Annotated in this window: 24 protein-coding genes and 2 pseudogenes; 3 read left to right on the top strand and 23 right to left on the bottom strand. The window is 62.1% G+C overall.

The window, feature by feature from the left end:
• Positions 1–11: 11 nt before the first annotated feature.
• Complete coding sequence (locus tag AB3X94_RS33210; protein WP_176108519.1) at positions 12–1,364, bottom strand: MFS transporter; 1,353 nt, start codon at positions 1,362–1,364, stop codon at positions 12–14.
• A gap of 295 nt (positions 1,365–1,659) precedes the next feature.
• On the opposite strand from AB3X94_RS33210, the gene AB3X94_RS33215 reads away from it, so the two are divergent.
• The gene (locus AB3X94_RS33215; protein WP_176108518.1) at positions 1,660–2,067 is read left to right on the top strand and encodes a hypothetical protein; all 408 of its coding nucleotides are present in this window, start codon (positions 1,660–1,662) and stop codon (positions 2,065–2,067) included.
• A gap of 72 nt (positions 2,068–2,139) precedes the next feature.
• On the opposite strand, the gene AB3X94_RS33220 is transcribed toward AB3X94_RS33215, so the two are convergent.
• The 12 genes and pseudogenes from AB3X94_RS33220 to AB3X94_RS33275 form a co-directional block, all read right to left on the bottom strand.
• The gene (locus tag AB3X94_RS33220) at positions 2,140–2,586 is read right to left on the bottom strand and encodes a cupin domain-containing protein (protein WP_176108517.1); all 447 of its coding nucleotides are present in this window, start codon (positions 2,584–2,586) and stop codon (positions 2,140–2,142) included.
• 4 nt (positions 2,587–2,590) lie between these two features.
• Positions 2,591–3,274, bottom strand: coding sequence for an FMN-dependent NADH-azoreductase (locus AB3X94_RS33225; RefSeq protein WP_176108516.1), 684 nt, complete (start codon positions 3,272–3,274; stop codon positions 2,591–2,593).
• Positions 3,275–3,390: 116 nt separating this feature from the next.
• On the bottom strand, positions 3,391–4,461 hold the full coding sequence (locus tag AB3X94_RS33230) for a DNA-binding protein (RefSeq protein ID WP_368613726.1): 1,071 nt from the start codon (positions 4,459–4,461) through the stop codon (positions 3,391–3,393).
• 196 nt (positions 4,462–4,657) lie between these two features.
• Positions 4,658–5,048, bottom strand: a pseudogene (locus AB3X94_RS33235) (LLM class flavin-dependent oxidoreductase); the annotation flags it as partial.
• Between the two features lie 23 nt (positions 5,049–5,071).
• A complete protein-coding gene (locus AB3X94_RS33240; protein ID WP_368613727.1) occupies positions 5,072–5,860 on the bottom strand; it encodes an ABC transporter ATP-binding protein in 789 nt (262 codons plus the stop codon).
• A 3-nt stretch (positions 5,861–5,863) separates the two neighbouring features.
• Positions 5,864–7,228, bottom strand: a complete 1,365-nt coding sequence (locus AB3X94_RS33245) for an ABC transporter substrate-binding protein (protein WP_176108513.1) — start codon at positions 7,226–7,228, stop codon at positions 5,864–5,866.
• Positions 7,229–7,287: 59 nt separating this feature from the next.
• Positions 7,288–8,331 carry a branched-chain amino acid ABC transporter permease gene (locus AB3X94_RS33250; protein WP_176108512.1) on the bottom strand — a complete coding sequence of 348 codons (1,044 nt, stop codon included), beginning with the start codon at positions 8,329–8,331 and terminating at the stop codon, positions 7,288–7,290.
• Positions 8,332–8,341: 10 nt separating this feature from the next.
• On the bottom strand, positions 8,342–9,223 hold the full coding sequence (locus AB3X94_RS33255; RefSeq protein ID WP_176108511.1) for a branched-chain amino acid ABC transporter permease: 882 nt from the start codon (positions 9,221–9,223) through the stop codon (positions 8,342–8,344).
• Between the two features lie 11 nt (positions 9,224–9,234).
• Positions 9,235–10,047, bottom strand: coding sequence for an ABC transporter ATP-binding protein (locus AB3X94_RS33260; RefSeq protein ID WP_176108510.1), 813 nt, complete (start codon positions 10,045–10,047; stop codon positions 9,235–9,237).
• The gene (gene sfnG / locus AB3X94_RS33265) at positions 10,044–11,150 is read right to left on the bottom strand and encodes a dimethylsulfone monooxygenase SfnG (RefSeq protein ID WP_368613728.1); all 1,107 of its coding nucleotides are present in this window, start codon (positions 11,148–11,150) and stop codon (positions 10,044–10,046) included. Before sfnG ends, AB3X94_RS33260 begins: the two co-directional genes overlap by 4 nt.
• Before the next feature lie 45 nt (positions 11,151–11,195).
• Entirely contained in the window at positions 11,196–11,780 is a 585-nt protein-coding gene (msuE, locus tag AB3X94_RS33270; RefSeq protein ID WP_368613747.1) for an FMN reductase, read from the bottom strand.
• A 268-nt stretch (positions 11,781–12,048) separates the two neighbouring features.
• Positions 12,049–12,177, bottom strand: a pseudogene (locus AB3X94_RS33275) (monooxygenase); the annotation flags it as partial.
• A gap of 280 nt (positions 12,178–12,457) precedes the next feature.
• Here AB3X94_RS33275 and AB3X94_RS33280 point away from each other — a divergent pair.
• Together AB3X94_RS33280 and AB3X94_RS33285 are read left to right on the top strand one after the other, a co-directional pair.
• Positions 12,458–13,699: an acyl-CoA dehydrogenase family protein gene (locus tag AB3X94_RS33280; RefSeq protein WP_368613729.1), complete on the top strand. Its 1,242-nt coding sequence runs from the start codon at positions 12,458–12,460 to the stop codon at positions 13,697–13,699.
• The gene (locus AB3X94_RS33285; RefSeq protein WP_368613730.1) at positions 13,696–14,823 is read left to right on the top strand and encodes a sigma-54 interaction domain-containing protein; all 1,128 of its coding nucleotides are present in this window, start codon (positions 13,696–13,698) and stop codon (positions 14,821–14,823) included. The genes AB3X94_RS33280 and AB3X94_RS33285 overlap by 4 nt, the downstream gene beginning before the upstream one ends.
• A gap of 63 nt (positions 14,824–14,886) precedes the next feature.
• On the opposite strand, the gene AB3X94_RS33290 is transcribed toward AB3X94_RS33285, so the two are convergent.
• The 10 genes from AB3X94_RS33290 to AB3X94_RS33335 form a co-directional block, all read right to left on the bottom strand.
• The gene (locus AB3X94_RS33290; RefSeq protein ID WP_368613731.1) at positions 14,887–16,179 is read right to left on the bottom strand and encodes an acyl-CoA dehydrogenase family protein; all 1,293 of its coding nucleotides are present in this window, start codon (positions 16,177–16,179) and stop codon (positions 14,887–14,889) included.
• Between the two features lie 287 nt (positions 16,180–16,466).
• Positions 16,467–18,344, bottom strand: coding sequence for a sulfatase-like hydrolase/transferase (locus tag AB3X94_RS33295; protein ID WP_368613732.1), 1,878 nt, complete (start codon positions 18,342–18,344; stop codon positions 16,467–16,469).
• A 371-nt stretch (positions 18,345–18,715) separates the two neighbouring features.
• Entirely contained in the window at positions 18,716–19,252 is a 537-nt protein-coding gene (locus AB3X94_RS33300) for a type II secretion system protein (protein WP_246392041.1), read from the bottom strand.
• Positions 19,253–19,305: 53 nt separating this feature from the next.
• A complete protein-coding gene (locus tag AB3X94_RS33305) occupies positions 19,306–19,695 on the bottom strand; it encodes a type IV pilin protein (RefSeq protein WP_368613733.1) in 390 nt (129 codons plus the stop codon).
• An 8-nt stretch (positions 19,696–19,703) separates the two neighbouring features.
• Positions 19,704–20,261, bottom strand: a complete 558-nt coding sequence (locus AB3X94_RS33310; protein ID WP_176108502.1) for a type II secretion system protein — start codon at positions 20,259–20,261, stop codon at positions 19,704–19,706.
• A gap of 3 nt (positions 20,262–20,264) precedes the next feature.
• Positions 20,265–22,541, bottom strand: a complete 2,277-nt coding sequence (locus tag AB3X94_RS33315) for a secretin N-terminal domain-containing protein (protein ID WP_368613734.1) — start codon at positions 22,539–22,541, stop codon at positions 20,265–20,267.
• The gene (locus AB3X94_RS33320) at positions 22,538–23,272 is read right to left on the bottom strand and encodes a hypothetical protein (RefSeq protein ID WP_368613735.1); all 735 of its coding nucleotides are present in this window, start codon (positions 23,270–23,272) and stop codon (positions 22,538–22,540) included. Before AB3X94_RS33320 ends, AB3X94_RS33315 begins: the two co-directional genes overlap by 4 nt.
• Positions 23,269–23,841: a hypothetical protein gene (locus AB3X94_RS33325; RefSeq protein WP_176108499.1), complete on the bottom strand. Its 573-nt coding sequence runs from the start codon at positions 23,839–23,841 to the stop codon at positions 23,269–23,271. Before AB3X94_RS33325 ends, AB3X94_RS33320 begins: the two co-directional genes overlap by 4 nt.
• On the bottom strand, positions 23,838–24,368 hold the full coding sequence (locus tag AB3X94_RS33330; protein ID WP_176108498.1) for a PilN domain-containing protein: 531 nt from the start codon (positions 24,366–24,368) through the stop codon (positions 23,838–23,840). The genes AB3X94_RS33325 and AB3X94_RS33330 overlap by 4 nt, the downstream gene beginning before the upstream one ends.
• Complete coding sequence (locus AB3X94_RS33335; protein ID WP_217709928.1) at positions 24,365–25,180, bottom strand: hypothetical protein; 816 nt, start codon at positions 25,178–25,180, stop codon at positions 24,365–24,367. The genes AB3X94_RS33330 and AB3X94_RS33335 overlap by 4 nt, the downstream gene beginning before the upstream one ends.
• Positions 25,181–25,183: the final 3 nt, after the last annotated feature.

The following is a 25,183-nucleotide window of genomic DNA, read 5'->3' on the forward strand; positions in this document are numbered from 1 at the left end:
GAGCCAGAAGGCTAAGGCCTCGCGACGCCCGTTTCACCCGGCGGCCGCGCATGCGGATTGCCATGCGCCGTCTCGAGCGACGTGTCGTGATGCAGCAGCAACACCGCCGCCACACCGATCAGCCCCGCGCCCGCGAGGCATAGCAGCCCGGCGCCGAAGCCGCCGGTGCTGTCCTTGATCCAGCCCATCGCGAACGGGCCGAAGAAACCCGCCAGATTGCCGAGCGAATTGATCGCGGCGATGCCGCCCGCGGCCGCGGCGCCCGACAGGAACGCGGCCGGCAAGGTCCAGATCACCGGCAGGCAACCGAAGATGCCGAAGCCGGCAATCGATAGCGCAATCATCTTAAGCACCGGATTGTCGAGTCCGGCCGAGACCGCGATGCCGCCCGCCGCAATGAACAGCGCAATCGCGACGTGCCAGCGGCGCTCGAGGTGGCGATCCGAATGCCGCCCCCACACGATCATGCCGATGAGCCCGACCACGTACGGCAGCGACGTGACGAAACCCGTCTGCAGATTGGTCAGACCGAAGGCCTTCACGATCTGCGGCAGGAAGAAGCTCAGGCCGTAGTTGGTCGCATTCGCGCCAAAATAGATCAGCGCGATGGCGAGCACGCGCGGATTGATCAGCGCCTCCTTCACGCTGAAGTGGCGCACCGCCTCGCGATGCTCGCGCTCCTGCTTCTGGCGTGCGATCAGCCATTCGCGCTCCTCGGTGCTGAGCCAGGTGGCGTCGGCGGGTTTGTCGGTCAAATAGAGCAGCACTGCGACCGACAGCAATACCGCGGGCGCCGCCTCGATCAGATAGAGCCACTGCCAGCCGCCGAGTCCACCGATGCCGTCGAGCGACAGCAGTGCGCCGGAGATCGGGCCGCCGATTACAGTCGACAGCGGAATCGCCGCCATGAAATAGCCGACCACGCGCCCGCGATACGCGGCCGGAAACCACAAGGTCAGCAGAAAAATGATGCCCGGGAAAAAACCGGCCTCGGCAATACCAAGCAGAATGCGCAGGCCGAAGAACACGTGGGCGGGCGAGAGTCCGGTGAAGCGCGAGATGTCCGGGATGAAGGCCATCGCGCCTGCGAGTATGCCCCACGAGAACATGATCCGCGCGATCCAGCGGCGTGCGCCGAATCGTTCGAGCAGCAGGTTCGACGGCACTTCGAAAAAGAAGTACGCGAGAAAGAACACGCCCGCGCCGAAGCCGAACGCGCTCGCGGAAAGATCGAGCGCCTTGTTCATCTGCAAGGCCGCGAAGCCGACGTTCACGCGATCCAGATAAGCGATGAAGTAGCACAGCATCAGAAACGGTATGAGCCGCATCGTGACGCGATGAAGGGTACGTGATTCGAGATCCATATATGTCTCCTCCGGTTCGGCGACCGGTGTATGCCGCTATGTGGTGGGGTCCGTCCGCGGTTCGATATGCCTGTCTGTCGAACAGGCATCGCTACAGACTAAACGCTCACAAGGGATTCCGGAAGTCTTTTGTGAACCACATGGTCCGCTCACTGCCGAGGTCTTCGCGGCATGCTGCCCGCGTCCATTGTTAAGAGCCGCGCAACAGTGTTTTCGGTTGTATCGGCTGATCTTGCGCGAACGATTCCGGATAATGACTGCCTGACTAATCAGTTAAAAATGCAGGTGGTCCACGATGTCGAATCAGGGTTCGGACAGTCTTGCCGAAGCGTGCGCAACGGTGCGGGTATGCGAAGCCGATGGCGTTGCGCGAGTGGCGAGCGCAGAAAGGAAGAGTGCGGCGCTGCTCCTGCGTGTGCGCGGAGCGGTCGCGGTGGCGCTCGCGTGCGCGAGTCTCGTCGGCTGCGCGTCGAGCACGGATGTGGTCGCGAGCGACAAGCCCGGCAGCTACACGGTCGCCGCGAGCGCGACCGGAGGACGCATGGCCTGGGCGCGCGCGCACGAACTCGCGATGAACGAGGCGCGCGACTACTGCGATCGTCGCGGCATGCAAAGCAGCGTGAATAGGGAGACGGTCAGCGGTGTCAGCGCGATGACCGAGCACGCGTCGTCGGTCAGCTTCGAGTGTCATCCGCGCTTCTGATGCCGCGTTGCGCGCAGCTCGTTGCACCTGCATCGATGCGCGCGGGCGGCGAGTGCCGCCGCCCGATGGCGATTACTTTTTATCGAACGTCACCAGGTGCTGGTCGTTCGTATCCGCGACGAAAATCGCGAGCAGTTTTGCCGGCTCGCTCGTGCTCGCGTTCTCGCTGACCATGTGATGCGCGCCGGGCTTCTCGGTCCACGATTCGCCCGCATGGTAGACGCGCTCCCCGCCGTTATCGACACGGCTGCGGATCGCGCCCGACAGCACATAGCCCACCACGAACGCCTGGCCGTGCCGATGCGGCGCCGACTTGCCGCCCGGCGCATAGTCGACGACGAGCGCGGTCATCGTCTTGCCCGGCACGTTCGCGATCGGGACGGCGAAGGCGGGGGCGATGGTTTCGTGAGGGGCTGCGCTCGCCTCGGCGGTGTCGGCGGCATAGGCGGACTGCCACGTGCCCGTGATCGCGGCGCCGGCGAACAGCGCCGACGCGAACAAAGTGCGGATCGTATTCATAGCTTCACTCCGCGTCAGCCTGGCACAACGCCTCGGCTTGCCGGTTTGCCACGCGTTCGCCTTGTGCCCACTGCACCGCAACCGTGGCCAATTCTCCACGCGCGCGTTCGAGCGCCGCGGCCCGCGCTTCGGGATTGGCGAACTGCAGCGGCTGCGCATCGACGAAAGTCGGCGCGGCGACGCCAAGAAAACCGAATGCAGCCTTCAGCGCCGGCGTCAGCGCATCCATCGATTCATACGGCGAGCCCGCGCGCAGATCCGCGCCGCGGCTCGTGATGAACAACACCTTGTGCCGGCCGAGCTGCCCGACGATGCGACCGTCTTCCGCGTGCAGGTAGGTCACGCCGGTCCGCGTGACGCTATCGATGAACGCCTTGAACGCCGACGGCATCGACCAGTTGTACATCGGCATGGCGAACACCAGCGCGTCGGCGGCGAGCAGGCGCGCGCATAGCGCATCCGATGACGCGAGCGTCGCTTTCATCGCCGCTGTGCGCTCTTGCGCGGCCGTGTAGGTGGCGATCGCGAACGCTTCGGAGACGTGCGGTGGTGTGTCGAATGTCACGTCCAGATAGTCGACGTCGAACTCGACGCGCTCTTCGCGCAGACGCTCGAGAAAATAGCGGGCGAGCGCGCGGGAATTGGATCGCTCGCGCTTCGCGCTGGCGTCGACGTGCATGATCTTCATGGGGGCCGTCCTTGCGGTGGGTTTAACGTGAGCTCAGGTTAGACGGTCGACTGGCTTGGTGGAATAACCGGTTTTGTGGAATTCGAGGTAGCCACTTATGCCGCTTATGCGCGTTGTTACGACTCGCGTGATTTGGCGTTGGTCGAGCGTTTGACGAACGGTCCGCCTGAGAAACCCGCCGTTGCGCGGCCTTGCGCGGATGATTTTCCGCGGGCGCGGCGGGCAGGGCGCGCGGACGTTTTTTCTGTTCGCGCCGTCTCGATCTGCCGCGACAGCGTGTCGATACGCTGGCGTAACAGGTCGGTCGCAGCCACGCGTTCAGCCAGCAACGCGTCCTTTTCCGCAAGCTGTCCGCGGGTCTCGGCATGCCGCGCAGCCGAGGCAGCCAGTTCCGCCTTTATTGCGGCCAACTCGTTGCGCAGCGCGTCGCGCTCGGTTCGCGATTCGGCTTCGAGCGTCGCCGCCCGCTCCTGACTCGCCTGAAGCTCCTTGCGCAGACGTTGCGCCGCGGCCCGTTCACCGTCGATTTCGAGCAATGCGCGCTTTTCCGCAGCGGCGAGCCGCTGCTCGTTCTGCTCGTGCGAGCGGCGCAGCTTCGCGAGTTCGTCGGCGAAATCCCGGCGGGCATCGGCGAGCGCGGCGGCGCCTGCCGCGATTTCTTCCTTCGATGCCGTCAGTTGCGCCGTCAGCATGTCGTTGGCGGTCTGCAGTTCGACGATGCGCGCCTCGAGCCCGGCGAGCCGCGCGCGCAGGGTCGCGGCGTCGTTGGCCGACTTTTCGGCCTGCTCGACGGCTTCCTGACGCTGCCTGTCCCGTTGCTCGGCCTGTTTTTGCGCCGCGGAGATTTGGGCGTCGGCGTCCTGCCTGAACACGTCTAGCGCAGCGTTCGCGGCGTCGCTCGACAGACGCCACATCTGCGCCGCGAACTCGCCGGCGGCTGTTGCGACCTCGGCCGGCAGATCCGGCCGGGCGACATCGACACGCGTTTTGTCACGCACGTCGGTCCAGAAATCGCGCAACGCCTTGGCCGGCGCGCTCATGCTGCCTTTACGCACCAATTGATACAGGCGGTTTGCGGTCGGCGTTTCGCCGTAGCGGAAAAACAGCAACGCGCAGACTTCGCGATAAAGCGTCTGCGTGTCGGACGCGTTTTGGCGGGCGACTTCGATGTCGGCTTCGAGGGTCATGGTGGTACCGGCCTGGAAATAGGGATTGCGTTGATAATACAACGTAAAACGTTAGAAAGCCTACGCATTCGTGCCTTAAACACGACATTAGTACTATAATGTCGTGTATACCGTCTATTTGAACTTTGTCGAAATTTGTGATGATGTCTACCGGTGATAACGGCCTTCGAAATCACCGCGTCGTCTGGCAGCAAGCGCGCCATATCGTCAGATATTCGCTCGCCGCTTCGTAGCTCTCATCGTGCGACATGAACACGCCGTCGGCGGCGAGTTCTCCCGCGTCGCCGCCCGTCACCAGGTTGAGCAGCAGGCGTCCGCCGGTCGCCGCATCGAGCGTTGCCGCCGCGCGCGCGGCAACGCTCGGCCCGCCGAGCGAAGTCCGTAACGCGACCGGAACAAACGTCGCGTCAGCGGCGCGACGCTCGCCGCGACCACCCAAGGATCGAGCGGCCGCTGCCCGTGGGAATCGGCACGCCGTCGTAGCCACGCAGGTCGGCAGCGACAGCGATTTCGCCGAGGTAGGCCAAGGTCGGTGCTCGTGCGCTCGACGACTCGCCGATATAGCGCGTGTCGCCCGATGTCGGCAAAAATCAGAAGATCTCGGGATTCATCAAAGTGTCAATGCGGAAGTGGAAGAGCACTGCTCGGGGCGCCGCCCGGACCCGCCCAGGTAAGCATCGCGCAATGTATCAAGGTCCAGCAGTTGCGCCGCGCTGCCCTGCGCGACCACTGCGCCGTTCTCAAGCACGTAACCGCGATGGGCATAGCGCAGCGCCACCGTTGCGTTCTGCTCGGCAAGCAGGAAGCTGACGCCTTCGCGATTGAGCGAGGCCACGATCTCGAAGATCTCCTCGACGATCTGCGGAGCCAGGCCCATCGACGGTTCGTCAAGCAGAACGAGCGTCGGTCTGGCCATCAGCGCGCGACCGATCGCGAGCATCTGCTGCTCGCCGCCCGACGCGTAGCCGGCCGGCAGCCTTTTGCGCAGCTTCAGCCGCGGGAACGTCGCATAGATCCGCTCGAGATCCGCTTCGAGCTCCGCGCGCCGGCCACGCCGCACGAATCCGCCAAGACGCAGATTTTCCTCGACGCTGAGATGGCCGAAGCAGCGGCGCCCTTCGAGGACCTGTACCAGACCGCGCTCGACGAGTCGCCACGGCTCATCGCGGGCGATGTCGACGCCATTGAACGCAATGCGCCCCGACGTCATCTCGCCGCGTTCCGCGTGCAGCAGGCGCGAAATTGCTTTCAGCGTGGTCGTCTTGCCGGCACCGTTGCCGCCGAGCAGCGCGACGATCTCGCCGGCGTCGACGTGCAGCGACACGTCATGTAAAGCGACAATGATCTGCTGCCATGACACGGCGAGTGAGGTCGCTTCGAGCAATCGGGCAGCGGCCATCGCTTAGAGCTCCTTCTGGCAGTCGCGAGGCGTGATGCCTTTTTCCTTCGCGTAAGCGTTCGCCGATTTTTCGATGATCGGCCGCAACAGCGCGCGGTCGGCCTGGACCCAGTCGCTGATGACCTTCCAGTGTTGTCCGTCCCATTGCTGGAAGCGCACCGCCCCGCCGCCTTCGTGGTCCTCGCAGGTCAGCTTCAAAGGCTGGACGAGACCAAGCGCGCCCAGCTGTTTGAGTCGTGCGTCGTCGAGGTTCAGATGTTCGAAGCCCCAGCGGACCTGCTCGCCGCTCAACGGTTTGTTGCCGAACTTCTTCTGCGCGGTGCGCAGCGCTTCGACATTCAGGATCCCGTTCACGACGCCAAGGTTGTAATAGACCGTGCCGAAGCGTGCCGGATCCTTCAGATCACCGTTGCCGGCCTTGATCACGTACTGGTCGATCGCCTGAAGCACCGGATATTCAGTGCCGGACGGGTGTGTCGTGATCGAGATGAAGCCCTTGGCCGCCTCACCCGCGGGTCGAACGTCTTCTTCCGAATTGCTCCAGATATTGCCGATGATGTGATCGGTCGGATAACCGACTTTCTGGGCGCTTTTCAGCGCCACAGGATTCATCACACCCCAACCCCGCAAGATCACCCAGTCCGGTGCGATCTGGCGGATCTTCAGCCACTGCGAGCCCTGCTCGTTGCCCGGATGCGGTACCTCGATCTGCGTGACCTCGAAACCATACTTCTTCGCGAGCAGGTCGACCACTGGAATCGTTTCACGTCCATAAGGCGAGCCGTGGTAAAGCACGACGATCTTCCTGCCTTTGAGGTGCTCCAGGCCGCCAGAGCGTTGTCCGATGTAGTTCACGATCGCCGACACTTCGCTGTACGGATTGAGCTGCAGCGGGAACACATATGGGAAGACCGCGCCGTCGGTCGAATCGGTCCGGCCGTGATTGATCGTAATCAGCGGCAGCTTGTCTGCGCTCGAGCGATCGAGTGTTGCGTAGGCAATGCCGACAGACAACGGATTGGTTGCCGCGGTCGGTGCGCCGTCCGGACCGCTGTTCTTCAGACGTTCGTAGCACTCGACGCCCTTCTCGACCACGTACTCCGTTTCGCACTCTTTCCAGACCAGCTTGACGCCGTTGACCCCGCCGTCGCGAGCATTGATCAACTTCATGTAGTCGATAAAGCCGCCGAAGAATCCCGTGCCGCCGGCTGCATACGGTCCAACCCGATAGCTTTGCAGCGGAAAATATTCGGTTCCGCCGGCATGCGCCTGCGATATCGCCGCACCGGCTAGTGCCACGCTCGCCGCGAACAGGCGCAGAAGTTTGCCAGCTCCACCGGCGTTGAGTCGAGTAATGTAATTAGCCATGCTGATGTTTTCCGTCTGATTGATGAGTCGAAAGCTGGGAAGATTCAGGAAAGACTGTGTTAGCGCCCTTCCTGCCGTCTCGTTCGGCTGCGGCGCGCAACCTGAACGAGCCGGGCGAGACCATCGGGTTCCTTGATGAGAAACACAATGATCAAGGTGCCAAAGATGATCTTTTGCAGGTTCTGCAACTGGTCGGCCCCAATGCCGATCTGTGCGAGCGCGGTCGCGGCATTCGACAGCAGGATCGGCAGCAAAACGATGAATGCGGCGCCGTAGAGGTTGCCGCTGATACTGCCCATGCCGCCGATAATGATGATGAAAAGAACCTGAAACGACAGATTCAGACTGAAGCCGTCCGGCTCGACCGTACCGAGGTAGGCGAATGCCCAAAGCGCTCCCGCTATGCCGAGCACGAAGGAACTGAGCGCGAACGCAAGCAGCTTGCTCCGTCCGACCGGAATGCCGATCACGCGTGCGGCGATATCCATGTCGCGCACCGCCATCCAGCGGCGGCCGAGATCGCTGCGCACGACACTCGCGCCGAGCAGGAACAGCACCACCACGACGCCGAGCACGAACAGATAGCGTGCGGCCGGTGTATCGATTTGCCAGTGGCCGATTGCAAGGCGCGGCGCGCTAAGCACGCCAGACGTATCGTTATTGGAGAACCAGCTGACGCGAGTAAAGATCCAGACCACGAAGAACTGCGCGGCCAGGGTCGAAACAATCAGATAGAAGCCGCGGATGCGCAGGCTCGGCAAACCGAACAGCACCCCTACTGCCGCGCTGATAAAGCCACCGAGCAGCAGTGCAACAGGCAGCGGCAGCGCGGGTAGCCGGACCAACAGGTTATAAGCCGCGTACGCTCCCACCGACATAAAGGCGGCCGAACCGAGCGACAACTGCCCGGCATAGCCGGTCAGGAAGTTCAATCCCAACCCTGCGAGTGAAAGAATCAGGAATGGGACGAGGATCGCGTTGAGCCAATAATCGTTGGAGACCAACGGCACGGCCACGAACGCTATCAGTACGAGCGAGAACGGCGTCAGCCAGCGCTTGAGATCCGCGCGTCGCGCGTCGAAGGTTGTGCGGGTCAGTTCCATCTTGTCTCCATCAAACGCGTTCCACCGCCGGTTCGCCGAACAGCCCAGCCGGGCGAGCCAGCAGGAATAGCATCGCGATGACATAGGGGAACCAGTTCTCGATGCCATCGCCAATGACTGCGCCGAGATAAACCTCAGCGAGCTTTTCGCTAGCGCCCACCAGCAGTCCGCCGACGATCGCGCCAGTGATCGACGAAAATCCACCGATGATCAATACCGGCAGCGCTTTCAGGACCACCAGCGATAGCGAGAACTGCACGCCCAGACGCGCGCCCCACAGTAGTCCCGCGACGAGGCTCACGAAGCCGGCCAGTGCCCAGACGATTGCCCAGACCTGTGGAAGCCGCACCCCGACCGCGAGCGCGGCCAGCGGATCGTCGGCGACCGCGCGCAGCTTCAGGCCGAGACGCGAATAGCGGGTCAACGCGCTTAGCCCGATCACCAGTGCGCCCGCGACAGCCGCCGCGAAGAGGTCGAACTTACTGATCATGACGCCGCCCAGGCGCAACGGCTTGTCATCGATACCCAGCTCGAGCCCGTGCACCTGTGCTCCCCATAACAGTTGCGCGGCCCCTTCCAGGATCAGACTCAGGCCGAGCGTCGCCATGAACAGCGTGATCGGTGGGCGATTGACGAGCGGCCGCAGCACCAGCCGTCCGGTGAGCACCGCAATGACGACCAGCGCCGCCAGCGTGATCAGGATCGCGAGCCACGGGGCGATCCCGCGTTCGACCATGCACACATAGGTCAGCGCGCCGAACAGCACCAGCGCTCCCTGAGCGAAATTAAAGATCCCGGATGCCTTGTAGATCAGCACGAAGCCGATCGCAACGACCGAATACATCGCACCGGCAAGCAGGCCGCCCACCAACACTTCGACAAAGAATTCCATCGACTGGTCCCTCAGGCGTGGACTGACGTGCTCGCGTCGTGACGCGTACCGAGATAGGCCGCTAGCACGTCATCATTCGTGCGGACCTGGTCGGGCGTGCCGTCCGCGATCTTTTTCCCGTAGTCGAGCACCACGACATGATCGGACAGTCCCATCACGACGCCGATGTCGTGCTCGATCAGTACCACCGTGACACCGAACTGCGAGTTCACATCGCGTATCGTGCGAGCCATCTCCTGTTTCTCGGCCGCATTCATGCCCGCCATTGGCTCGTCGAGCAGCAGAAGGCGCGGCTTGGCGGCGACTGCACGCGCCAGTTCGACGCGCTTTTGCAGCCCGTAAGGCAGCGTGCCCACGGCGGCGTCGCGGTAGCGCTCCAGCTTCAGTGCATCGATCACCTCACTCGCATACCTGCGTTGCTCTGCGTCGTCCCGGCGCGCGCGCCCAACGCGCAAAACCTGCTCGATCCAGCTGCTGCGCCGATGCAAACTGCGGCCCGTCAGCACGTTGTCGAGCACGCTCATGCGGCGGAACAGCGCGAGATTCTGGAACGTTCGCGCGATACCGAGGTGAGCGGCACGGTAGGGATCGATGCGTCGATACGCGAGGCCGTCGAACCGAACGACTCCCTGTTGTGCCCGATACACGCCATTGATCACGTTGAGAAGCGAACTCTTGCCTGCGCCATTCGGACCGATGAGCGCGCAGATTTCTCCGCGCGCCACCGAGAAGCCTATGTCGGTTATCGCCTTGACGCCCTTGAACGATAGCGAGATGTGTTCAAGGGCAAGCAACGGCGCTGCCGAGGTAGTCGCCTGCGTCATGCCAGGGCCGGCTGACGACGGCTCTCCAGTTCGCGAACCAGCGGAAGCACTTTGGCGCCGAAGTATTCGACTTCTTCGATGAAATGCAAGAAGCCGGTCAGTACCAGATCGACGCCGATCGCCTTAAGTTCGACGATGCGCTCGGCGATCTGCTGCGGCGTACCGATCAGATTGGTGCGGAAGCCGTCGTTGTACTGGACCAGATCTTCAAATGTGGATTTCGCCCAGTTGCCCTCGCCTTCAGGCGATGCGCTACCGGCCTGCTTGACCGCGTCGCCGAACGCATGGACCGCTTCCACATGCGCGTTGGCAATGATGTCGTCGAGCACGGCACGCGCTTCGGCTTCCGTGTCACGGGCGATCACGAACGCGTTCACGCCAATCCGCACTTGATGGCCGTTCGCTGCGGCCTTGGCGCGAATATCATCGATCTGCGCCTTGAGGTTTTCGGGCGTATTGCCGTTCGTGAAATACCAGTCGGACACACTCGCTGCGTTGTCGCGGGCAGCGCGCGAGCTGCCACCCTGAAAGATTTCGGGGTGCGGCTTTTGCACCGGCTTCGGACTCAGCGTGTAGTCGTTGAAGCGGTAGAAGTCGCCCTTGAACGTGAAGTTGTCCTGCGTCCAGATCCCCTTGAGCGCCTGAATGAATTCCTTGGAACGGCGATACCGTTCATCGTGCTCGAGCCAGGGTTCGCCGATCGCGGTGAATTCGCCCTTGAACCAGCCGCTAACGACGTTGATCGCGATCCGGCCATTCGAGATGTGATCGATCGTCGCGAGCTGCTTGGCGACCACCGCGGGATGCCACGGTCCGGGCAAAATCGCTGCAAGTACCTTGAGACGGGTCGTGGCGTGCAGCAACGCCTGGCTGAACGAGACCGACTCGTGCTGATGCTCGGCGCCATAGCCGGCCGTAAAGCGGATCTGGCTCAGCGCGTACTCGAAGCCTGCCCGTTCGGCGGCCTGGGCGAGACGCTGGTTGTATTCAAGGCTCCAATCGGTGCGTTGTTCGATCGTGCTGACTACCAGGCCGCCGCTTACATTCGGTACCCAGTACGCAAATTTGACGGCGTCTTGCGAGGTGGAGAGGTTATGTGTCATGGAGGCAGATCTCTTCGAAATAGGAATGGTGTTACAGGGCAGATGTCATGCTGCGATCTGGACGTCGGCACGGCGCGGCCGTTGCGCGATGAGTGGCGCGGCACGCTCGATCGCGAGCGCGATGCGCGCGCTCAGCAGCGGACTGCTGACGCGGTGGTCATTGAAATCCGCCTCGGATCCATACACGCCGACAGGAAGCGTATGGGCCTGGAAAAAGCTCAGCAGTGGTCGCAACTGGTGGTCGATCACCAGCGCATGCCGCTCGCTGCCGCCGGTGGCGGCAAGCAGTACTGGCACGTCGAACAAGGTTTCGTGATGAACCAGATCGAAAAGATGCTTGAAGAGGCCTGTATAGGATGCGCGGTACACCGGGCTTGCAACGATCAGCGCGTCGGCTGTCTCGATCGCGCGCAAATGGGCTTCCAGGTCGCGGGCGGCACTCACGCGCGAAAACGTACGCGCTAGCGGTTCGGAGATTTCACCGAGATCCACGAGGTGAGAATGCACGTTGTGCTTATCGGCTACGAGCGCACGCTCGAGCCCCGTGAGCAAACTAACGGTAAGCGCACGCGTTCTCGAAGGTTGTTGCAAGCTTCCCGAAACCGCGACGATACGTAATGGTGTGGTCATAACAATTCCTCTCATCCTCGAAACGCACCGTACTCCCAGGAATTCGATCCGGCGACGGTGTGGGTTGATATAACGCAAGCAATATGCCAATTGCGATGTGTTTCTGGACTACCGCTGCAAACCCCGGCGATCAGGCTTGGACGGCCTTTGAAAATCCAATACGACAGGTCATTCGCTTAGTAACGCAAAGCATATTCATCGAGCGTATGAACGCTGTGGAGCAATCTGCTTTCGGTGTGCTGCCAGGCGAACAGCAGCAATTCAGATATGAATAGAAAGACGGTTTGAGAATGCTTTCGTTGAGCGCCCAATTGCCCAGGTCCCGGACCTTGTAGTCGATCGGATCATGCAACGTGTGCACGCGCGCACGCCATGCGGCGTCCAAGCCAACTGCCGCGCGCAAGCATGGAGTCCGGGTTCCCCCACCGTCAACTGCTGGACTAGCAGAATGTGAGCGAACTGCTCCTGGGTCAGCAACGCCGTGACGGATATGGGAGCTCCTTAACACCGCGCCGCTGCGCAAGCAGCATTTGGACTTTGAATATGAGAAATCAATGTTTCCAGCGCCGCAGCGGAGGTGGAACACTTGCTGCTCGATCAGCAATCTGGACCAGCGTCGTTGCACGATCGGGCCTCAAACGGGCTCTGTCGTAAAGCGGGTGGTCCAGTCCATACAGATGGCCCAACTCGTCTCCAGTCCAGCAACGCACGAACAGCCGCACCCATCGGTGCAGCACCTGAATGAGAACGCTCGATCGCACTCGACGCCGCAGCAGATCGCCGCGGATCTCGCCGCCCGCTTTTCGTTGACCGCGGTCGAACGGGATCAGCGCGGCGGGACGCCAAAACCGGAGCGCGACGCGCTGCGCGCCAGTGGCCTGCTGGCTCTCAGCATTCCATCTGAATATGGCGGACGAGGCGCTACCTGGCAGACGACCCTCGACGTTGTCCGCATCATTGCTGCGGCCGACGGCTCGCTCGCGCACGTATTCGCGTTTCATCATCTGATGCTCGCGACGGTACGGCTGTTCGGAACCGAGCAGCAGTGGGGATCATGGTTCGAAAAAACGGCCCGCCACGACTGGTTCTGGGGCAATGCACTCAATCCGCTCGACGACCGGACAATCAGCCGCAGCCGCGAGGACTGGCTCGAATTCTCCGGCCAGAAGAGTTTCTGTTCGGGGGCGCTCGACTCGGAAATGCTGATCGCGTCCGCGCGCGACGCGCTGACGAACGCGTTTCTGGTAGCCGCCGTGCCAACGCAACGCAGCGGCATCGCGGTCGCGGACGACTGGGACAACATCGGGCAGCGTCAGACTGACAGCGGAACCGTGACCTTCGAAAGAGTCCGGGTCGATCATCATGAAGTGCTCATCGAACCCGGCCCACTGTCAACGCCGTTCGCATGCTTGCGGCCGCTTATCGCGCAGTTGAGCCTTGCGCACGTTTATCTCGGCATTAGCGAAGCCGCCTTCGAAGACGCACGTCATTACACGTTGAATGAAGCGCGTCCGTGGCCGGCGTCGAAGCTCGCAAGCGTCGGCGACGATCCCTACATACTCGGCCAGTACGGCGAGTTCTGGGTCGGACTCGAAGCCGTGCGGACGCTGGCCGCACGGGCCGCTGACCGGCTCGACAGCGCATGGGCCCGGGGCAGCGCGCTGAGCGAGGCTGAACGCGGCGAAGTCGCGCTGGCAATAGCGACCGCGAAAGTCGCTGCCGCGCAGACAGGACTCGTCATCTGTACGCGGATGTTCGATGTCGCCGGCGCACGAGCGACGCACGGCTCGCTTAGGCTAGACCGCTACTGGCGCAATCTGCGCACTCATACGTTGCATGATCCTCTTGCCTACAAGATGCGGGAAATTGGCGAGTGGGCCCTCAAACGAACCTATCCGACGCCGAGCTTCTACTCATGAACGCCTCTCTTACCGATGTATGGGACAACGGCCTCGTTGAGCCGGTCTCTCCCGCTGGCGCACTACCCCCTGTGTACAGCCTGCCGAATCCGCGCGGGCTGAGCAAGTCGATTCGGGGGCGCGCACAAGTGTTTGTCGATCCGCGCTCGCTGGCTCTGCTTGAACGGGTGCAAAGGGTCGCGCCGAGTGACGCAAACATTCTGATCTCCGGCGAAACGGGTACCGGCAAGGAACTGATTGCCCGTCACGTGCATGGTCTCAGTCGACGTAAGGACAAGCCGTTTGTCGCCGTCAATTGCGGCGCGTTCTCCGAGACGCTGGTCGAGAGCGAGCTGTTCGGGCACGAGAAAGGCGCGTTCACCGGGGCGTTCAGCGCGAAGCCAGGCTGGTTTGAAGCAGCGAATGGCGGCACGCTGTTTCTGGACGAGATCGGCGACCTGCCGTTGTCGATGCAGGTCAAACTGTTGCGCGTGCTGCAGGAGCGGGAGGTCGTGCGGCTTGGCTCGAGACAGAGCCTGCCAATCGACGTGCGCGTGGTGGCGGCGACCAACGTCCATCTGCCGCAGGCGGTGGCCGCCGGCCATTTTCGGGGCGACCTTTACTATCGGCTTAACGTCGTCCAGCTGGACGTCCCGAAGCTCTGTGAGCGACCCGGCGATATCCTGCCGCTGGCGCGCTATTTCATCGACGATTACCGCGGTCGTCTCGGTTACGGGCCGCGCGAGATCGCGCCACAAGCGGAGCGCAGACTGCTAGCGCATCGCTGGCCCGGCAATATCCGGGAACTCGAAAACGTCATTCATCACGCACTGCTGGTGGGCCGCCACGATACTTTGCAGGAAAGCGACGTACAGCTTGCGGCGTGCGCCCCACCCGCAATCGATCGCCTGCCACGTCCCGACGCACTGACACAGGACGCACAGCAGGCCCTCGAAGCCGCTTTGCGAGACCTTCTCGAGACCGAACGCGAAAATCTGTTTGAAGACATCGAGAATACCGTCATCAGGGTTGCATATGAGTACAGCCACCGCAACCAGATTCAGGCTGCAAGGCTGCTGGGGATCAGTCGCAACGTGCTGCGAGCAAGGTTGATTCGGGCGAAGGAGATTGCCGCGCTCAAATAACGGGCAGCCTGCATAGCCGCGCATCGCGCGGCTTGCTTCCCCTCGCGTTTGTCGCGGTCTTCGCTAGGCAACTGACTCGTTCGCGGCTGATTCCGTCGTAGTCGGCCCCGCCCCGATCTGCCATACATAGGGTGGCTCCGTGCGGTTGATTTCCCAATCGCCAACGATCCTCGCTTTGTAGATTAGCGGGTTGTGCGATGCCGCGGTTCGGGCATTACGCCAGTGGCGATCGAGACGGCGGGCCTCGCTGGTGCCCGATGCGCTGAGCGCGTTGAACAGATCGGTCGTAGCTTTGAGAATCAGCTCACTGACAACGACTTGTGCGCGCGCGGAGTCGAGTTCCGCTGCGATGTTAGCTTCGTGCTCAGCCTCCGCATTCCCGCCGAAACGTGCTTCGTAAGCGCGCTGAGCCGCCTCCGCCGCCTTAAAAGTAGCCGCCTCGGCCGCGAAAACGCGCGCGCCTATCTCGCCGACGACCTGCTGCACCTGTGCATCGCGGGCGACCGACGGCGCGTTGCCGTGACTGAAAATGCGGCGGCGTGAGCGGACCTCGTGCGAGACGTCGCGCAGCGCGGCTCGGCCCACGCCGGTCAGCACCGCCAGCAGCACGAGCTGATAGAAGGCAGTCTGATACTTGAAGCGGGTGGAGAAATCGATGATGTTCTCCGCCTCGACGAGTGCCGAGTCGAAACGGGTGGTGCCGCTGCCTGTCGAGCGCTGACCAAAGCCGTCCCAATCGTCGCTGCGAGTGACACCGGGCTGGTCGGTGCGGACCGCCGCGATGACGTTGCGCCCATCGTCGTCGAGCTGAGCGAATACGTCGATCCAATCCGCGAAAATGGTCCCTGTGGAGTAATACTTCTCTCCTGTGACGAGCCAGCGCTCGCCGTCGCGTTTGACGCGGGTTTGCACCTCGCCGATCGAGACATTCCCAACTTCCGTCCAGGCGTTACCGATGATCTCCCCCGCTACGAAACGAGCAAACCAGCGCTCGCGGTTTGCGTCAGCTGGAGCATTCAGCCGATCCTCCACGAACGCAAAATGCCCGCGAAGCGCCTGTGGCAGGTTCGAATCCGCCTCGCCCAGTTCGATCAGCAAACGGATCAGGTCGGGCAAAGATGCGCCTGCGCCACCGTGTTCGACCGGTATGCGAACGGCGCCGAAGCCTGCCTCCTTGAGCCACTTGATTGGGTCATAAGGCAAAGCGCGTCGTTGCTCGCGATCGAGCGTGCCATCCGCGATCTTCTGAAAGATCGGCCGGAAACGCGCGGATAGTTGCTCGTAGTCCGCACCGCGGGACAAGGAAGCGAAGGCGAGGACGGGTTCGGTTATATCAGATCGATGCAAAGTAGCCATGTGTTCTCCGGAGTGAAGGCGCGCCTCCATGAAGCCTCGCCATGCCATAAACACCCGCACATTGCGTACCAGTTCGCCAGACCCAGGCACATCGGCGACGGCCCAGTTTTTCCCGCAAGCACCGTGCTGTTCAGACAGCAAAGTGCTGCGTGTAAGCTGATAGAGCCGCAGTCAACAAATTGGATGCTCAAGACCGTCAATGCGCGCTCAAAGGATCTTCGAATTCGTCAGCAGGCCCCCTTTTCACAAATAGCCGCCGATCCTCCGGCGCAAGCCTCGCCCCGACGTCAGATATCGCCGATCGACAGTGGCAATTGCGGTTCGCTCACGCCCCCGGAATTAATCAGCCTGACGTAGCTCACATATCTCGCCTCGGCGAGCGTCTGGGCAGCCACCAAACTCCCGGGCAGCGGCGCCCTCAACTCGTTAGGCAAAATATCCGTCAGCAGCTGTTGATAGAGCACTCGGGCCGCCGGATCGCGGTAACGGTTGTCGAGTTCCAGTTGTCCTGCCGTCGTCGCATAGTCGTAGTACTCGAGTTGGCTTCGGCCCGAGATGGTCGTCGACTCCGGTGCCCAGAACGAATAGGTGCCAAGCTTGTTCACCTGAGTGCGTACACCAATGATATGCGTCGGCGTACTGGACGCGTTTGGTATGTACGACTCAGGCAGTGTTTCGTCGGTCGTGAAGGTGACATAGGGCCGGCCGGCTGCCGAATCGCTTTTCAGCATCGGAAGAAGATCATGCCTGCCGCCGTACAACTGCGCGTAGTCGCCCGTTAGCCAATTGCGGTTACCGCCGTTGCCTATCGTCACCAGCATCGGAAGAATGTCGACTGAAGAAGTCAGGCCGTCGCGGATCTTGTCGACGTCGCCCGCATACCGCCCCGTAGGATCAACCACGATCAACGGGATGTTGTACGCCTCTTCGTAGCATGTCGAGGTCTTGCCGGACACCATACCGTGCGCGCCAGCGTATTCGCCGTGGTCGGACGTCAGGATAATGATCGTGTTGCGCGCGACATCGTGAGGCAGCGAGTGGACGATCTCGCCAATTCGTTCGTCGACGTCTGTCAGTATCTGCGTGTACGACTCGAGGCTACGCTTCCAGTAACTGAATGGCGATTTGCCGATCCCTTTCGTCACGCCTTGGATCGGCACAGGATATTCAGTGATGACGAAGTCAGCGCTATCCGGATCATCCTGAACACCACCCCATATAGCCTCCTGGATCATTCTGTTGAACGCCTGCGCTGCCGGCTTGGTGCGCTGGATGCGATCCGCCGACTCCCAGTTCGGCGGGACCGCCGCGTACGCCAGCGTCGGTGGATTCTTGAGTGGATTGGTGTTCCAATCGTAGTTCGGCGGCCCTACCGTGTAGTCCCGCCATTGCTGATAACCGTTGGGGTTGTAGTTCGAGTTCGCGAAATAATCATGGTAAGTCTGGAATTCCGTTCCCGCCGGGAAGAACTCTTTGTCGTGAGGGTTCACGAGGCCTACGGTCAAACACCAGGGTGCTTCGTTCGGCTTGCGCTGGTTGAGCCACGCTACCGCCTGATTGGCGATGTACTCGTCGCTGTAGTACAGGTTGGGAATATCGCCGACGGTGCCCTGCAGGTTGCTGCCAGTTGGATCAGGGAAAGTCATCGCCTGAAATCCGTACTCCTGAAGCTCGCGCTGCCCCTGGACGGTGACCGACAGATGCCATTTGCCGATGTAGGGCGTCGAATAACCGAGGTTGCGCAGCAGCTTGCCATAGGTCGGAAACACCCGGCTGAGCGTTGGTTGAAGCGAACCTTTACTTGACGGATTATCGAAGATAGTCGTCAGCACCCAGGTTTGCTGCGAGTAAAGACCAGTGACCAAAGTGCCACGTGCTGGCGTACATGCGGAGGCGGCCGTGTAGTGTCCGGAGAACTTAACGCCCCTTCTCCACAGGGAATGCGTTTGAGGCATGAAATGCCTGAGAAAGTCGCCCGGACTGTTGATTCCCGCCGGGAACACACGCGGGTAGCGCATCTCGTCAAGCAGAATGAACAGAATGTTGGGGGTTCCCTTGTGCGCGGCGTCGCCCGTGGCCGCCCCGGATGCGCCAAGCGCGAGCTTTGGCGTAGTCAGTGCAGCGCCAATCGCCGATGTCTTCTTGATAAATTCGCGACGGTCCATAATCGTTTCTCCATGTTAGATAGAACGACGAAGGCAGCTGCCCTGTCGCGTTGCAGCGCAGTGGAGGCGATTCAATCAGCGTTGATTTATATGAAGAGACCTCTGTTCGGTCTCCTCTGAATTGTCCGGTTAAAGGGACGCGCGGTCCGCTTTTCTGAATTGATGTTTTCAGACCTGAGCCGGCAAAGAGAGGATGCGGGGAAGGCTGTGCGTTTGATGCTAGTTTCTTCTGCAGGCGACGGAAGAGGAAACGTCGAGATATGTGCGGTAGCGCACATTATTCTCTTGCCGTCCCTGCACCGCCAGTGATGATCGCTTCGCCGGCATAAGCAATGGATTCGGCCATAAGCTCCAACCGGACGGCTGTCCGCTCAGCGCAAGCCGCCCACGCTGCGCCCGTTGAAAGTGGGCAACGAGCCGTTCAGCGGATCGAAGGAGGTCGGCGGTTTCGGCGGCGCGCTCAGCGTGTTCGTGTAGTTGCGCACGACCGGCGGCAAATAGAAAAACTGCCAGCCGCCATAGGTCTTCTGATTTTCGAAGTCCTGATAGAGAAGCGGAAAACCAGCGCGTTTGATCGGCAAGTCGGTGGAACTGCTATACACGCCGTATATACGCGCGCCCTGTTGCATAAAAACCCAATCGTTCTTACCCGTCACCGGATCCGGATAGGCGCGACGCAAATGATGCAGCGGCACCGGAAAACGCGAGTCGTCGAGCAGTTCGTCGATCGACGCCGGCAGCGCCCTTCCAGCGCGGTAGTAGCGAAGAATCGCGAGCCGGTACTGATTGCCTACGAACAGCAGTTGCCGCTCCCGTTCGCGCTGCCGCTCAAGCGACCACACGTCGAGCGCGCCCATCAATGCGATCGACATCAGCATCAGCGCAATCAGGAGCGCCAGCAGAACCATTCCATCTTCGCGAGCGACAGGGTGACGTCGGATTGCCCGCGGGCTCACATCGCTCATTGCGCCGCTCCCGCCCGATCTTTCGGCATCCCCTGCGGACTGCTCGCCGGAATGACGTCGTAGACACCCGTCTTGCTCTCGTCAGGCGATGCCACCGCCGCCCATTTATCGTCACCGTTGACAGGGTCGACCGGAATTGCGCGCAGATAGTGCCTTGTCACCAGATCGTCGAGCGTGTCCGGGTATTGGCCGTTGTCGCCATAGTATTTGTCGATGGCGTCACGCATCACCGCCAGGTTCTGTTGACGCACTTGCTCCTTGCCGCGCTCGATACTGTGCATGTAACGGGGCAATGCAACCGTCAGCAACAGACCGATGATCGCCATGACGACCACCAGTTCAATCAATGTGAAGCCTCTGGCTTTACGCGCGCGCACGGTTGTCATGATGCGGCTCACCACTGTTTGTATGGAATGCCGTTGATGCCGACCCGATCGGATTTCGATGTCACGTCGAACACGTCCTTACCGGCGCGCGAATTGCCGGCGGAGCCGTTGTCCGCGTCACCGCCCTCACCTGGATTCGGTGCCTCGCCAAAGGCGCGCACGTTCCACGTGTCCTCGGCCGCAATATCCGCGTCGCCCGTAAAGAACGGATCGCGGGGCACGCGGCGAAGAAACATCAACAAGCCGCCTTTGGGATCTTTCGCATTCTTCACGCCCGTCACCATCACGGTCAGCGAGGGCGGATAGCCGGATGCATCCGCCTCCCGCTCGATCAGGCCGGTGTCGCTCGCTTCCTTGTAAGCGTCCAGTGCGGTGCGAATCTCACGCAGCGCCGCGCTCAGTTGCTGTTCCTTCTGACGCTGCACGATCAGTTCCGAGAACGGCATGATCGCGAGCGCCAGGATGCCGACAAGCGCCAGCGTAATCACCAGCTCGATCAGCGTGAAACCGCGCTGGCGAGCGCCAGACCGGCCACGCGAAGCCAATGCGTCAGCCTGCGCTTTCATGACTCAGTAACCACCGTTCTGAATCGGACGCAGCGGGTTGTCGCTCGGCATATCCCCTGGCGGCATCACGACGTTCCCCGGCGGAAACGCGGGCGGCGGAGGCGGCGCTTGAGCGGGTGCAGGAGCGGCCGCGGGGGCCTGAGCCTGAGTGCCTGGCTGTGCCGCATTCGCGTCTGGGGCCGCAGCGGTCTCAGCCCCGCTCTGCTCCGCTCCCGGAACCGCCACAGGGCCCGGCGGCGCCGCTGGCACGCTCGGCAGTGTCGAGAAACGGCCACCGTAGGGCGCGGGCGGAGGCGTGGTGCGCGGCGCCGGCGGCAGTTGGCCGAACGAACTGGTCGGCGGCACCGTGCCGGAACCCTGCGCAGCGGCTTGGGAATCGCGTGACGCCCCTGTCGTGCCGCCGCCGACACTGCCGGGCGCACGCACCGCGGGAACCGGCACCTGTTGAGTCGCCTCGGCGCCCACCGGATCGAGCCGCAACTGCTCCGCATGCACATTCACGTCGGTCCCCGACCACAGCTCTTGCGTATCGGCGTCGGCGGATTGCTGCGGACGCACGATATGCGGCGTAATCTGCAGCACGATTTCCGTCTTCAAGTGGTCGCCGTTGTGATTCGAGAACAGGCGCCCGAGCACGGGCAACTGTCCAAGCCCCGGCACTTTGTCGGCGGTCACGCGGTCCTCATCCTGAATCAGGCCGCCGAGAATCTGGCTCTCGCCATCGCGCACCCGCAGACTCGTCGACGCACTGCGCGTGCCGATCTGATAGGCGAGCGAAGTGAGCCCCGTTGACGAGTTACTGTTGGAAATCGTCTTGGTGATGTTGCTGACTTCGAGGTTCAGCTTCATACCCACGTCGCCGTCACGGTAGACCTGCGGCTCAACCTCGAGCTTGATACCGACATCGAGGTACTGAATGGTTTGTGCGAAAGACGGCCCGCTCGTGCTCGGCGTGCTCGAACTCGAAATCACCGGTACCTTGTCGCCGATCAGGATCCGCGCCTTTTCCTTGTTGCGCGCGCGAATGCGCGGGCTCGCCAGCAGGTTGGCATCGACGTCGCTGAGCTTGAAGTTCGCTGTGGCCGACAGACCGCTGACGTTATATGCATTGAGCGGCAAATGACGCAACGCGCCCCACGTGTCCACGGTAGACGGCGTCGACATCGTAAATGTATTAGGCCACTCGATACCGAGGTCGGTCAGCCGGTCGTGGGACACCTCCAGAACCTTCACTTCCAGCATCACCTCGGGCTCCGGCAGATCCTGCGCCGCGATCATATCCTCGGCGACGCGAATCGTGTCCGGCGTGCCCCGGATCGTGACGGTATTGGCGCGCTCGTCGACGACGACCTCCTTGATCTTCAACAGGCTTTTCAATAGCGACTGGACCTGCTTGGCTTCGACGTTCGACAACTGGAATGTGCGCACTTTCAGCTCCTGGTATTCGAGCTGCTTCGCAGCGGTAGCCGGGTAGATGAAAAGCGTGTTCGCGTTGAGCTGTTTCTTGTCGAGCTGGTTCTGCATCAGGATCATGTTGACCGTGTCCTGCAGCGACGCGTTGGTCACGAAGATCGTGGTCTTCAGATCGGCACGCACGTCCCGATCGAAGATCACGTTCAAGCCCGAGGTCCTCGACAACGCTTCAAACACCATCCGTACATTCGCGTCGCGGAACTGCAGCGTCACCGGTGTGCGCATGATCGACGAAGCGGCAATGTCCTCATCTTTCGCCGCACGTTGCTGCTGCCGTTTTTCGTCGATCTCCTGCGCCATCTGCAGCGCCATCGCATTGGTTGGATTCTGGGCCAGCACGCGGTGAATGCGTTCGGAAGCCAACGTATATGAACCGCGCCGCATCATCCGGTCGGCCTCCTGCAGGGAGACCAGATCGCGGCGATCCCGATCGATCGCTGCGCCGATATTGCGCCCGCGTTCGCTGTTCGGATCGAGCTGGCTGGCCGCGTAGAGCTTCTGGATCGCCACATCGAATTGATAGCTCTGACGCAACTGGTCCGCTTCGTCGAGCAGCGCATTGACCTTATGATCGCGGTCGCGCAGATAGTTGAGCTGCAACTCGGCGTTGGTCGGATCGCTCTCACGGGTCGGCGGATGAATGCAGCCGCTGAAAGCAAGCATGGTTGCGATGCTCAGCAACGCGAGCCGCCCCGCGGCCCAATTGACGGTGGGACGCTGGTCGCCAGGCGATCTGGCAGCCGACAGATGTTTGCACGAGCCGCTGTCACCGTGGCGGCTCTCACCCCGGTTGCGTGCGGTTTTCATTTATTGTCCTTCGCTTGCGTGGTTAGTATCTGTCTCTCATTGAGAGGCAGATAAGTCAGCACGACGCCACTCTCCGAAATCGACTCGATGCGATACTGCTCGTCGATGACTTCACCCGGCGAAACGATCAGCAGGCGATCGCCGTTGCTGAGGAAAACCTGGGGTTTTGCCGCTTTGGCGTCGAGTTCGCCGAGGTAGGTAAACGGCACGGGCGGCGCGGTGGGCGGCGCAACGGGCTCCGGTGGCGCGGGTGCCACGACCACGGGCGGCGGTGGCGGCAGCCACGACGACGCGGCGAACGGATTGTTCGCCGATTCAAGCGAGAGTGGCGTACGCAGCGCGCGGAGTTTGTCGCGCGCTGTCGGTGCTGATTTCGCTGACCCGGTCGTTTTGACAGGAGTCGGCGAACTTGCTGAAATTGCTGAGCTCGCGACGTTTGTCGCATTCGCCATGCTTGCTGGATTCGCTGCGTTCACTGTGCTCGCCACACTCGCGACATTCGGTGCACTTGCCACAGCCGGTGCAGCAGCCGGCACCGCACCGGCCGCACGCGCCGCCTCGTCGCGATGCAAGGCAACCATCCGCAGCGCAGCCCCGCCGCGAAGCGCGCCTTTCATCACAGTCACGACCGTCGGCGTGCGCAGCACGGCTTTCAGCTCACGCAAAGACATCCCTACCGCAGCGATCGCGCAGACCATCAGCAACACGCGGGCGACGAGATCGGGCTTCATGGCTGCGCTGCCCGATAGACGAGTTCGAAGCGCACCCGCGCATCCAGTACGTTGCCATCTACCGCGGGGCGCTCGACATGGATCTCGCGCAACGCCGCGTTCGGTACGTTATTGAGCACCGACGCCAGAAAACGCCGGATCGCACCATACTGATCCTTGACCGGCAGCAGCATCTGATAGCGCACAAAATGCGCGCTTGAATCGTTGGTCACGAGATACTCGGCCGAGCCGAGCGTCAGGTTGCTGTCGTGCGCCTGGGCGAGGATCGTCGCAATGTCGTCGGCGCTCTGCGCGAAACCCGGGAACAGTTCGGGTAACGCATGAAGTGAAACCGCGTCGACAACCGCCGCACGCTCGGCGTCGGCATGACGCGCCCTGGCGGGCTGCGCAAGACGCTCAGAGTCGCGCAGCTCGTGCGAATCGACGTTTGCGTCGACTCGCATAGCCGCTACGGCGACCACCGCCGCCGCCCCCAGCAGCAATGCGCCGAGCAAGCCCGGCAGTCCGAGCGTGCGCCGCAGCTCGAAACGCCACGTGAGCAACCTGTCCTCCATCTGAGCGCCGTTCATGACTTTCTCCAGACGGCGGTGATCTGAAAGCGCACCGGCGTGCCAGGCACATTGGTTTCGATAACGTGATCGTTGAGTACGGCTTCGCGCAGCAGCACACTGTCCTGCAGATACCGGAGGTACGCGATCATCGCGTCGAAGTTCTTCGCTTCCGCCGTGATACGGATCTGGCTTTGCGCAGGACTCTGATCGATGCCTATCAGCGCGACGTCGTGGTCCGGATAGTCCTCGACGATCGACAGCAGGTCCTGCCACGGCACGGTCAGCTCGCGCAACACCGCGAGGCTCTGGTTCTCCGCGAGCCGCGTGGCCGGCGTCGGCGGCGTCTTCGCGGAGTGCGATTCCGCAAACAGCCGGCGCCGCTGCGCGTCCTGTTGCGCCTGCACGCGGTCGCTTTCGTCGTAGGCGTGCCAGAGCCGTTGACCACTCACCAGCAACAACAGGCTGGCGACACACAGCAGCACCATCCCCGCCGGAGCGCCCTGCAAGCGGCGACGGCCAAAATCGATGTGAAGGCGGGGCATCATCGCGCGGCCTCCATCAAACGATACGCGACCGGCTTGTCCATCGCCGGTTGCGCGACGCTCTGCGTCGCGCAAAAGCGCCCCTCGAATGGCGCAGGATCCAATTCGGCGCCGCACAGACATATTCTGCATGCCTCGCGTTTCCCGCTCGTTCGTCCGGCGAGACGCTCGAACGACTGTTCGGCGCGTGCGGCGATCCGCTCGGCGTCGCTGGCGTCGCCGGGAAAAATACGCTGCGAGTCATAGGCGACCCAACGGTTCTCCTCGAACAGCACAGCCTGCATCAGCGTGTCCGCGACAAACAACAGCAGCGCCGTGCCGGCACCGGCGGCGGCGTCCTGCACGCGATTGAGCAATTCTGGCAGGCATAGCTTGAGAGACCGGACGTCGACGCCCGCCGCCATCCCCACATCGTGGATGCCGTCGTGCAGCGTGCAAGCGATGGCACTCGCGAAGACCGCATGGCCCCCGCGCTGCACCGAAAAGCGCACCTGCACGGACTCGGCCTCGATGCCATACAGATCAGAGAAGTGAGCGAGCACGATCTGGTTGGTTTCGCTTGCGCTCAGTGTGCGGAAATCGCCTCGCAAGATGGCGTGGCTCGCCCAGAAATCGTCCAGCATGAGGTGCGCCTTGCGTTTGACCAATACCGTGCGCGCCGTCTGCCCGGCGTCGGCGGCTAATGCAATGTTCAACGCGTCGAGCACGCCTCTTTCGGTGAAGCACTGCTCATCGGGAATGGCAACGCTCGTGGGTTCCGCAAGCGCTGCGGCATGACGGCGCGCAACCCTCCAGCGCGGCGCCGTCGCCGCCATGAC

Origin of the sequence: Paraburkholderia sp. BR10923, from assembly GCF_040948765.1 — a bacterium.
GTDB classification, from domain to species: Bacteria; Pseudomonadota; Gammaproteobacteria; order Burkholderiales; family Burkholderiaceae; genus Paraburkholderia; species Paraburkholderia youngii.

Excerpts from the sequence above, each read along its gene's own strand:
- AB3X94_RS33210 (WP_176108519.1), bottom strand. The coding sequence starts at position 1,364 with ATGGATCTCGAATCACGTACCCTTCATCGCGTCACGATGCGGCTCATA.
- AB3X94_RS33215 (WP_176108518.1), top strand. The coding sequence starts at position 1,660 with ATGTCGAATCAGGGTTCGGACAGTCTTGCCGAAGCGTGCGCAACGGTG.
- AB3X94_RS33220 (WP_176108517.1), bottom strand. The coding sequence starts at position 2,586 with ATGAATACGATCCGCACTTTGTTCGCGTCGGCGCTGTTCGCCGGCGCC.
- AB3X94_RS33225 (WP_176108516.1), bottom strand. The coding sequence starts at position 3,274 with ATGAAGATCATGCACGTCGACGCCAGCGCGAAGCGCGAGCGATCCAAT.
- AB3X94_RS33230 (WP_368613726.1), bottom strand. The coding sequence starts at position 4,461 with ATGACCCTCGAAGCCGACATCGAAGTCGCCCGCCAAAACGCGTCCGAC.
- AB3X94_RS33240 (WP_368613727.1), bottom strand. The coding sequence starts at position 5,860 with ATGGCCGCTGCCCGATTGCTCGAAGCGACCTCACTCGCCGTGTCATGG.
- AB3X94_RS33245 (WP_176108513.1), bottom strand. The coding sequence starts at position 7,228 with ATGGCTAATTACATTACTCGACTCAACGCCGGTGGAGCTGGCAAACTT.
- AB3X94_RS33250 (WP_176108512.1), bottom strand. The coding sequence starts at position 8,331 with ATGGAACTGACCCGCACAACCTTCGACGCGCGACGCGCGGATCTCAAG.
- AB3X94_RS33255 (WP_176108511.1), bottom strand. The coding sequence starts at position 9,223 with ATGGAATTCTTTGTCGAAGTGTTGGTGGGCGGCCTGCTTGCCGGTGCG.
- AB3X94_RS33260 (WP_176108510.1), bottom strand. The coding sequence starts at position 10,047 with ATGACGCAGGCGACTACCTCGGCAGCGCCGTTGCTTGCCCTTGAACAC.
- sfnG (WP_368613728.1), bottom strand. The coding sequence starts at position 11,150 with ATGACACATAACCTCTCCACCTCGCAAGACGCCGTCAAATTTGCGTAC.
- msuE (WP_368613747.1), bottom strand. The coding sequence starts at position 11,780 with ATGACCACACCATTACGTATCGTCGCGGTTTCGGGAAGCTTGCAACAA.
- AB3X94_RS33280 (WP_368613729.1), top strand. The coding sequence starts at position 12,458 with ATGGCCCAACTCGTCTCCAGTCCAGCAACGCACGAACAGCCGCACCCA.
- AB3X94_RS33285 (WP_368613730.1), top strand. The coding sequence starts at position 13,696 with ATGAACGCCTCTCTTACCGATGTATGGGACAACGGCCTCGTTGAGCCG.
- AB3X94_RS33290 (WP_368613731.1), bottom strand. The coding sequence starts at position 16,179 with ATGGCTACTTTGCATCGATCTGATATAACCGAACCCGTCCTCGCCTTC.
- AB3X94_RS33295 (WP_368613732.1), bottom strand. The coding sequence starts at position 18,344 with ATGGACCGTCGCGAATTTATCAAGAAGACATCGGCGATTGGCGCTGCA.
- AB3X94_RS33300 (WP_246392041.1), bottom strand. The coding sequence starts at position 19,252 with ATGGTTCTGCTGGCGCTCCTGATTGCGCTGATGCTGATGTCGATCGCA.
- AB3X94_RS33305 (WP_368613733.1), bottom strand. The coding sequence starts at position 19,695 with ATGACAACCGTGCGCGCGCGTAAAGCCAGAGGCTTCACATTGATTGAA.
- AB3X94_RS33310 (WP_176108502.1), bottom strand. The coding sequence starts at position 20,261 with ATGAAAGCGCAGGCTGACGCATTGGCTTCGCGTGGCCGGTCTGGCGCT.
- AB3X94_RS33315 (WP_368613734.1), bottom strand. The coding sequence starts at position 22,541 with ATGAAAACCGCACGCAACCGGGGTGAGAGCCGCCACGGTGACAGCGGC.
- AB3X94_RS33320 (WP_368613735.1), bottom strand. The coding sequence starts at position 23,272 with ATGAAGCCCGATCTCGTCGCCCGCGTGTTGCTGATGGTCTGCGCGATC.
- AB3X94_RS33325 (WP_176108499.1), bottom strand. The coding sequence starts at position 23,841 with ATGAACGGCGCTCAGATGGAGGACAGGTTGCTCACGTGGCGTTTCGAG.
- AB3X94_RS33330 (WP_176108498.1), bottom strand. The coding sequence starts at position 24,368 with ATGATGCCCCGCCTTCACATCGATTTTGGCCGTCGCCGCTTGCAGGGC.
- AB3X94_RS33335 (WP_217709928.1), bottom strand. The coding sequence starts at position 25,180 with ATGGCGGCGACGGCGCCGCGCTGGAGGGTTGCGCGCCGTCATGCCGCA.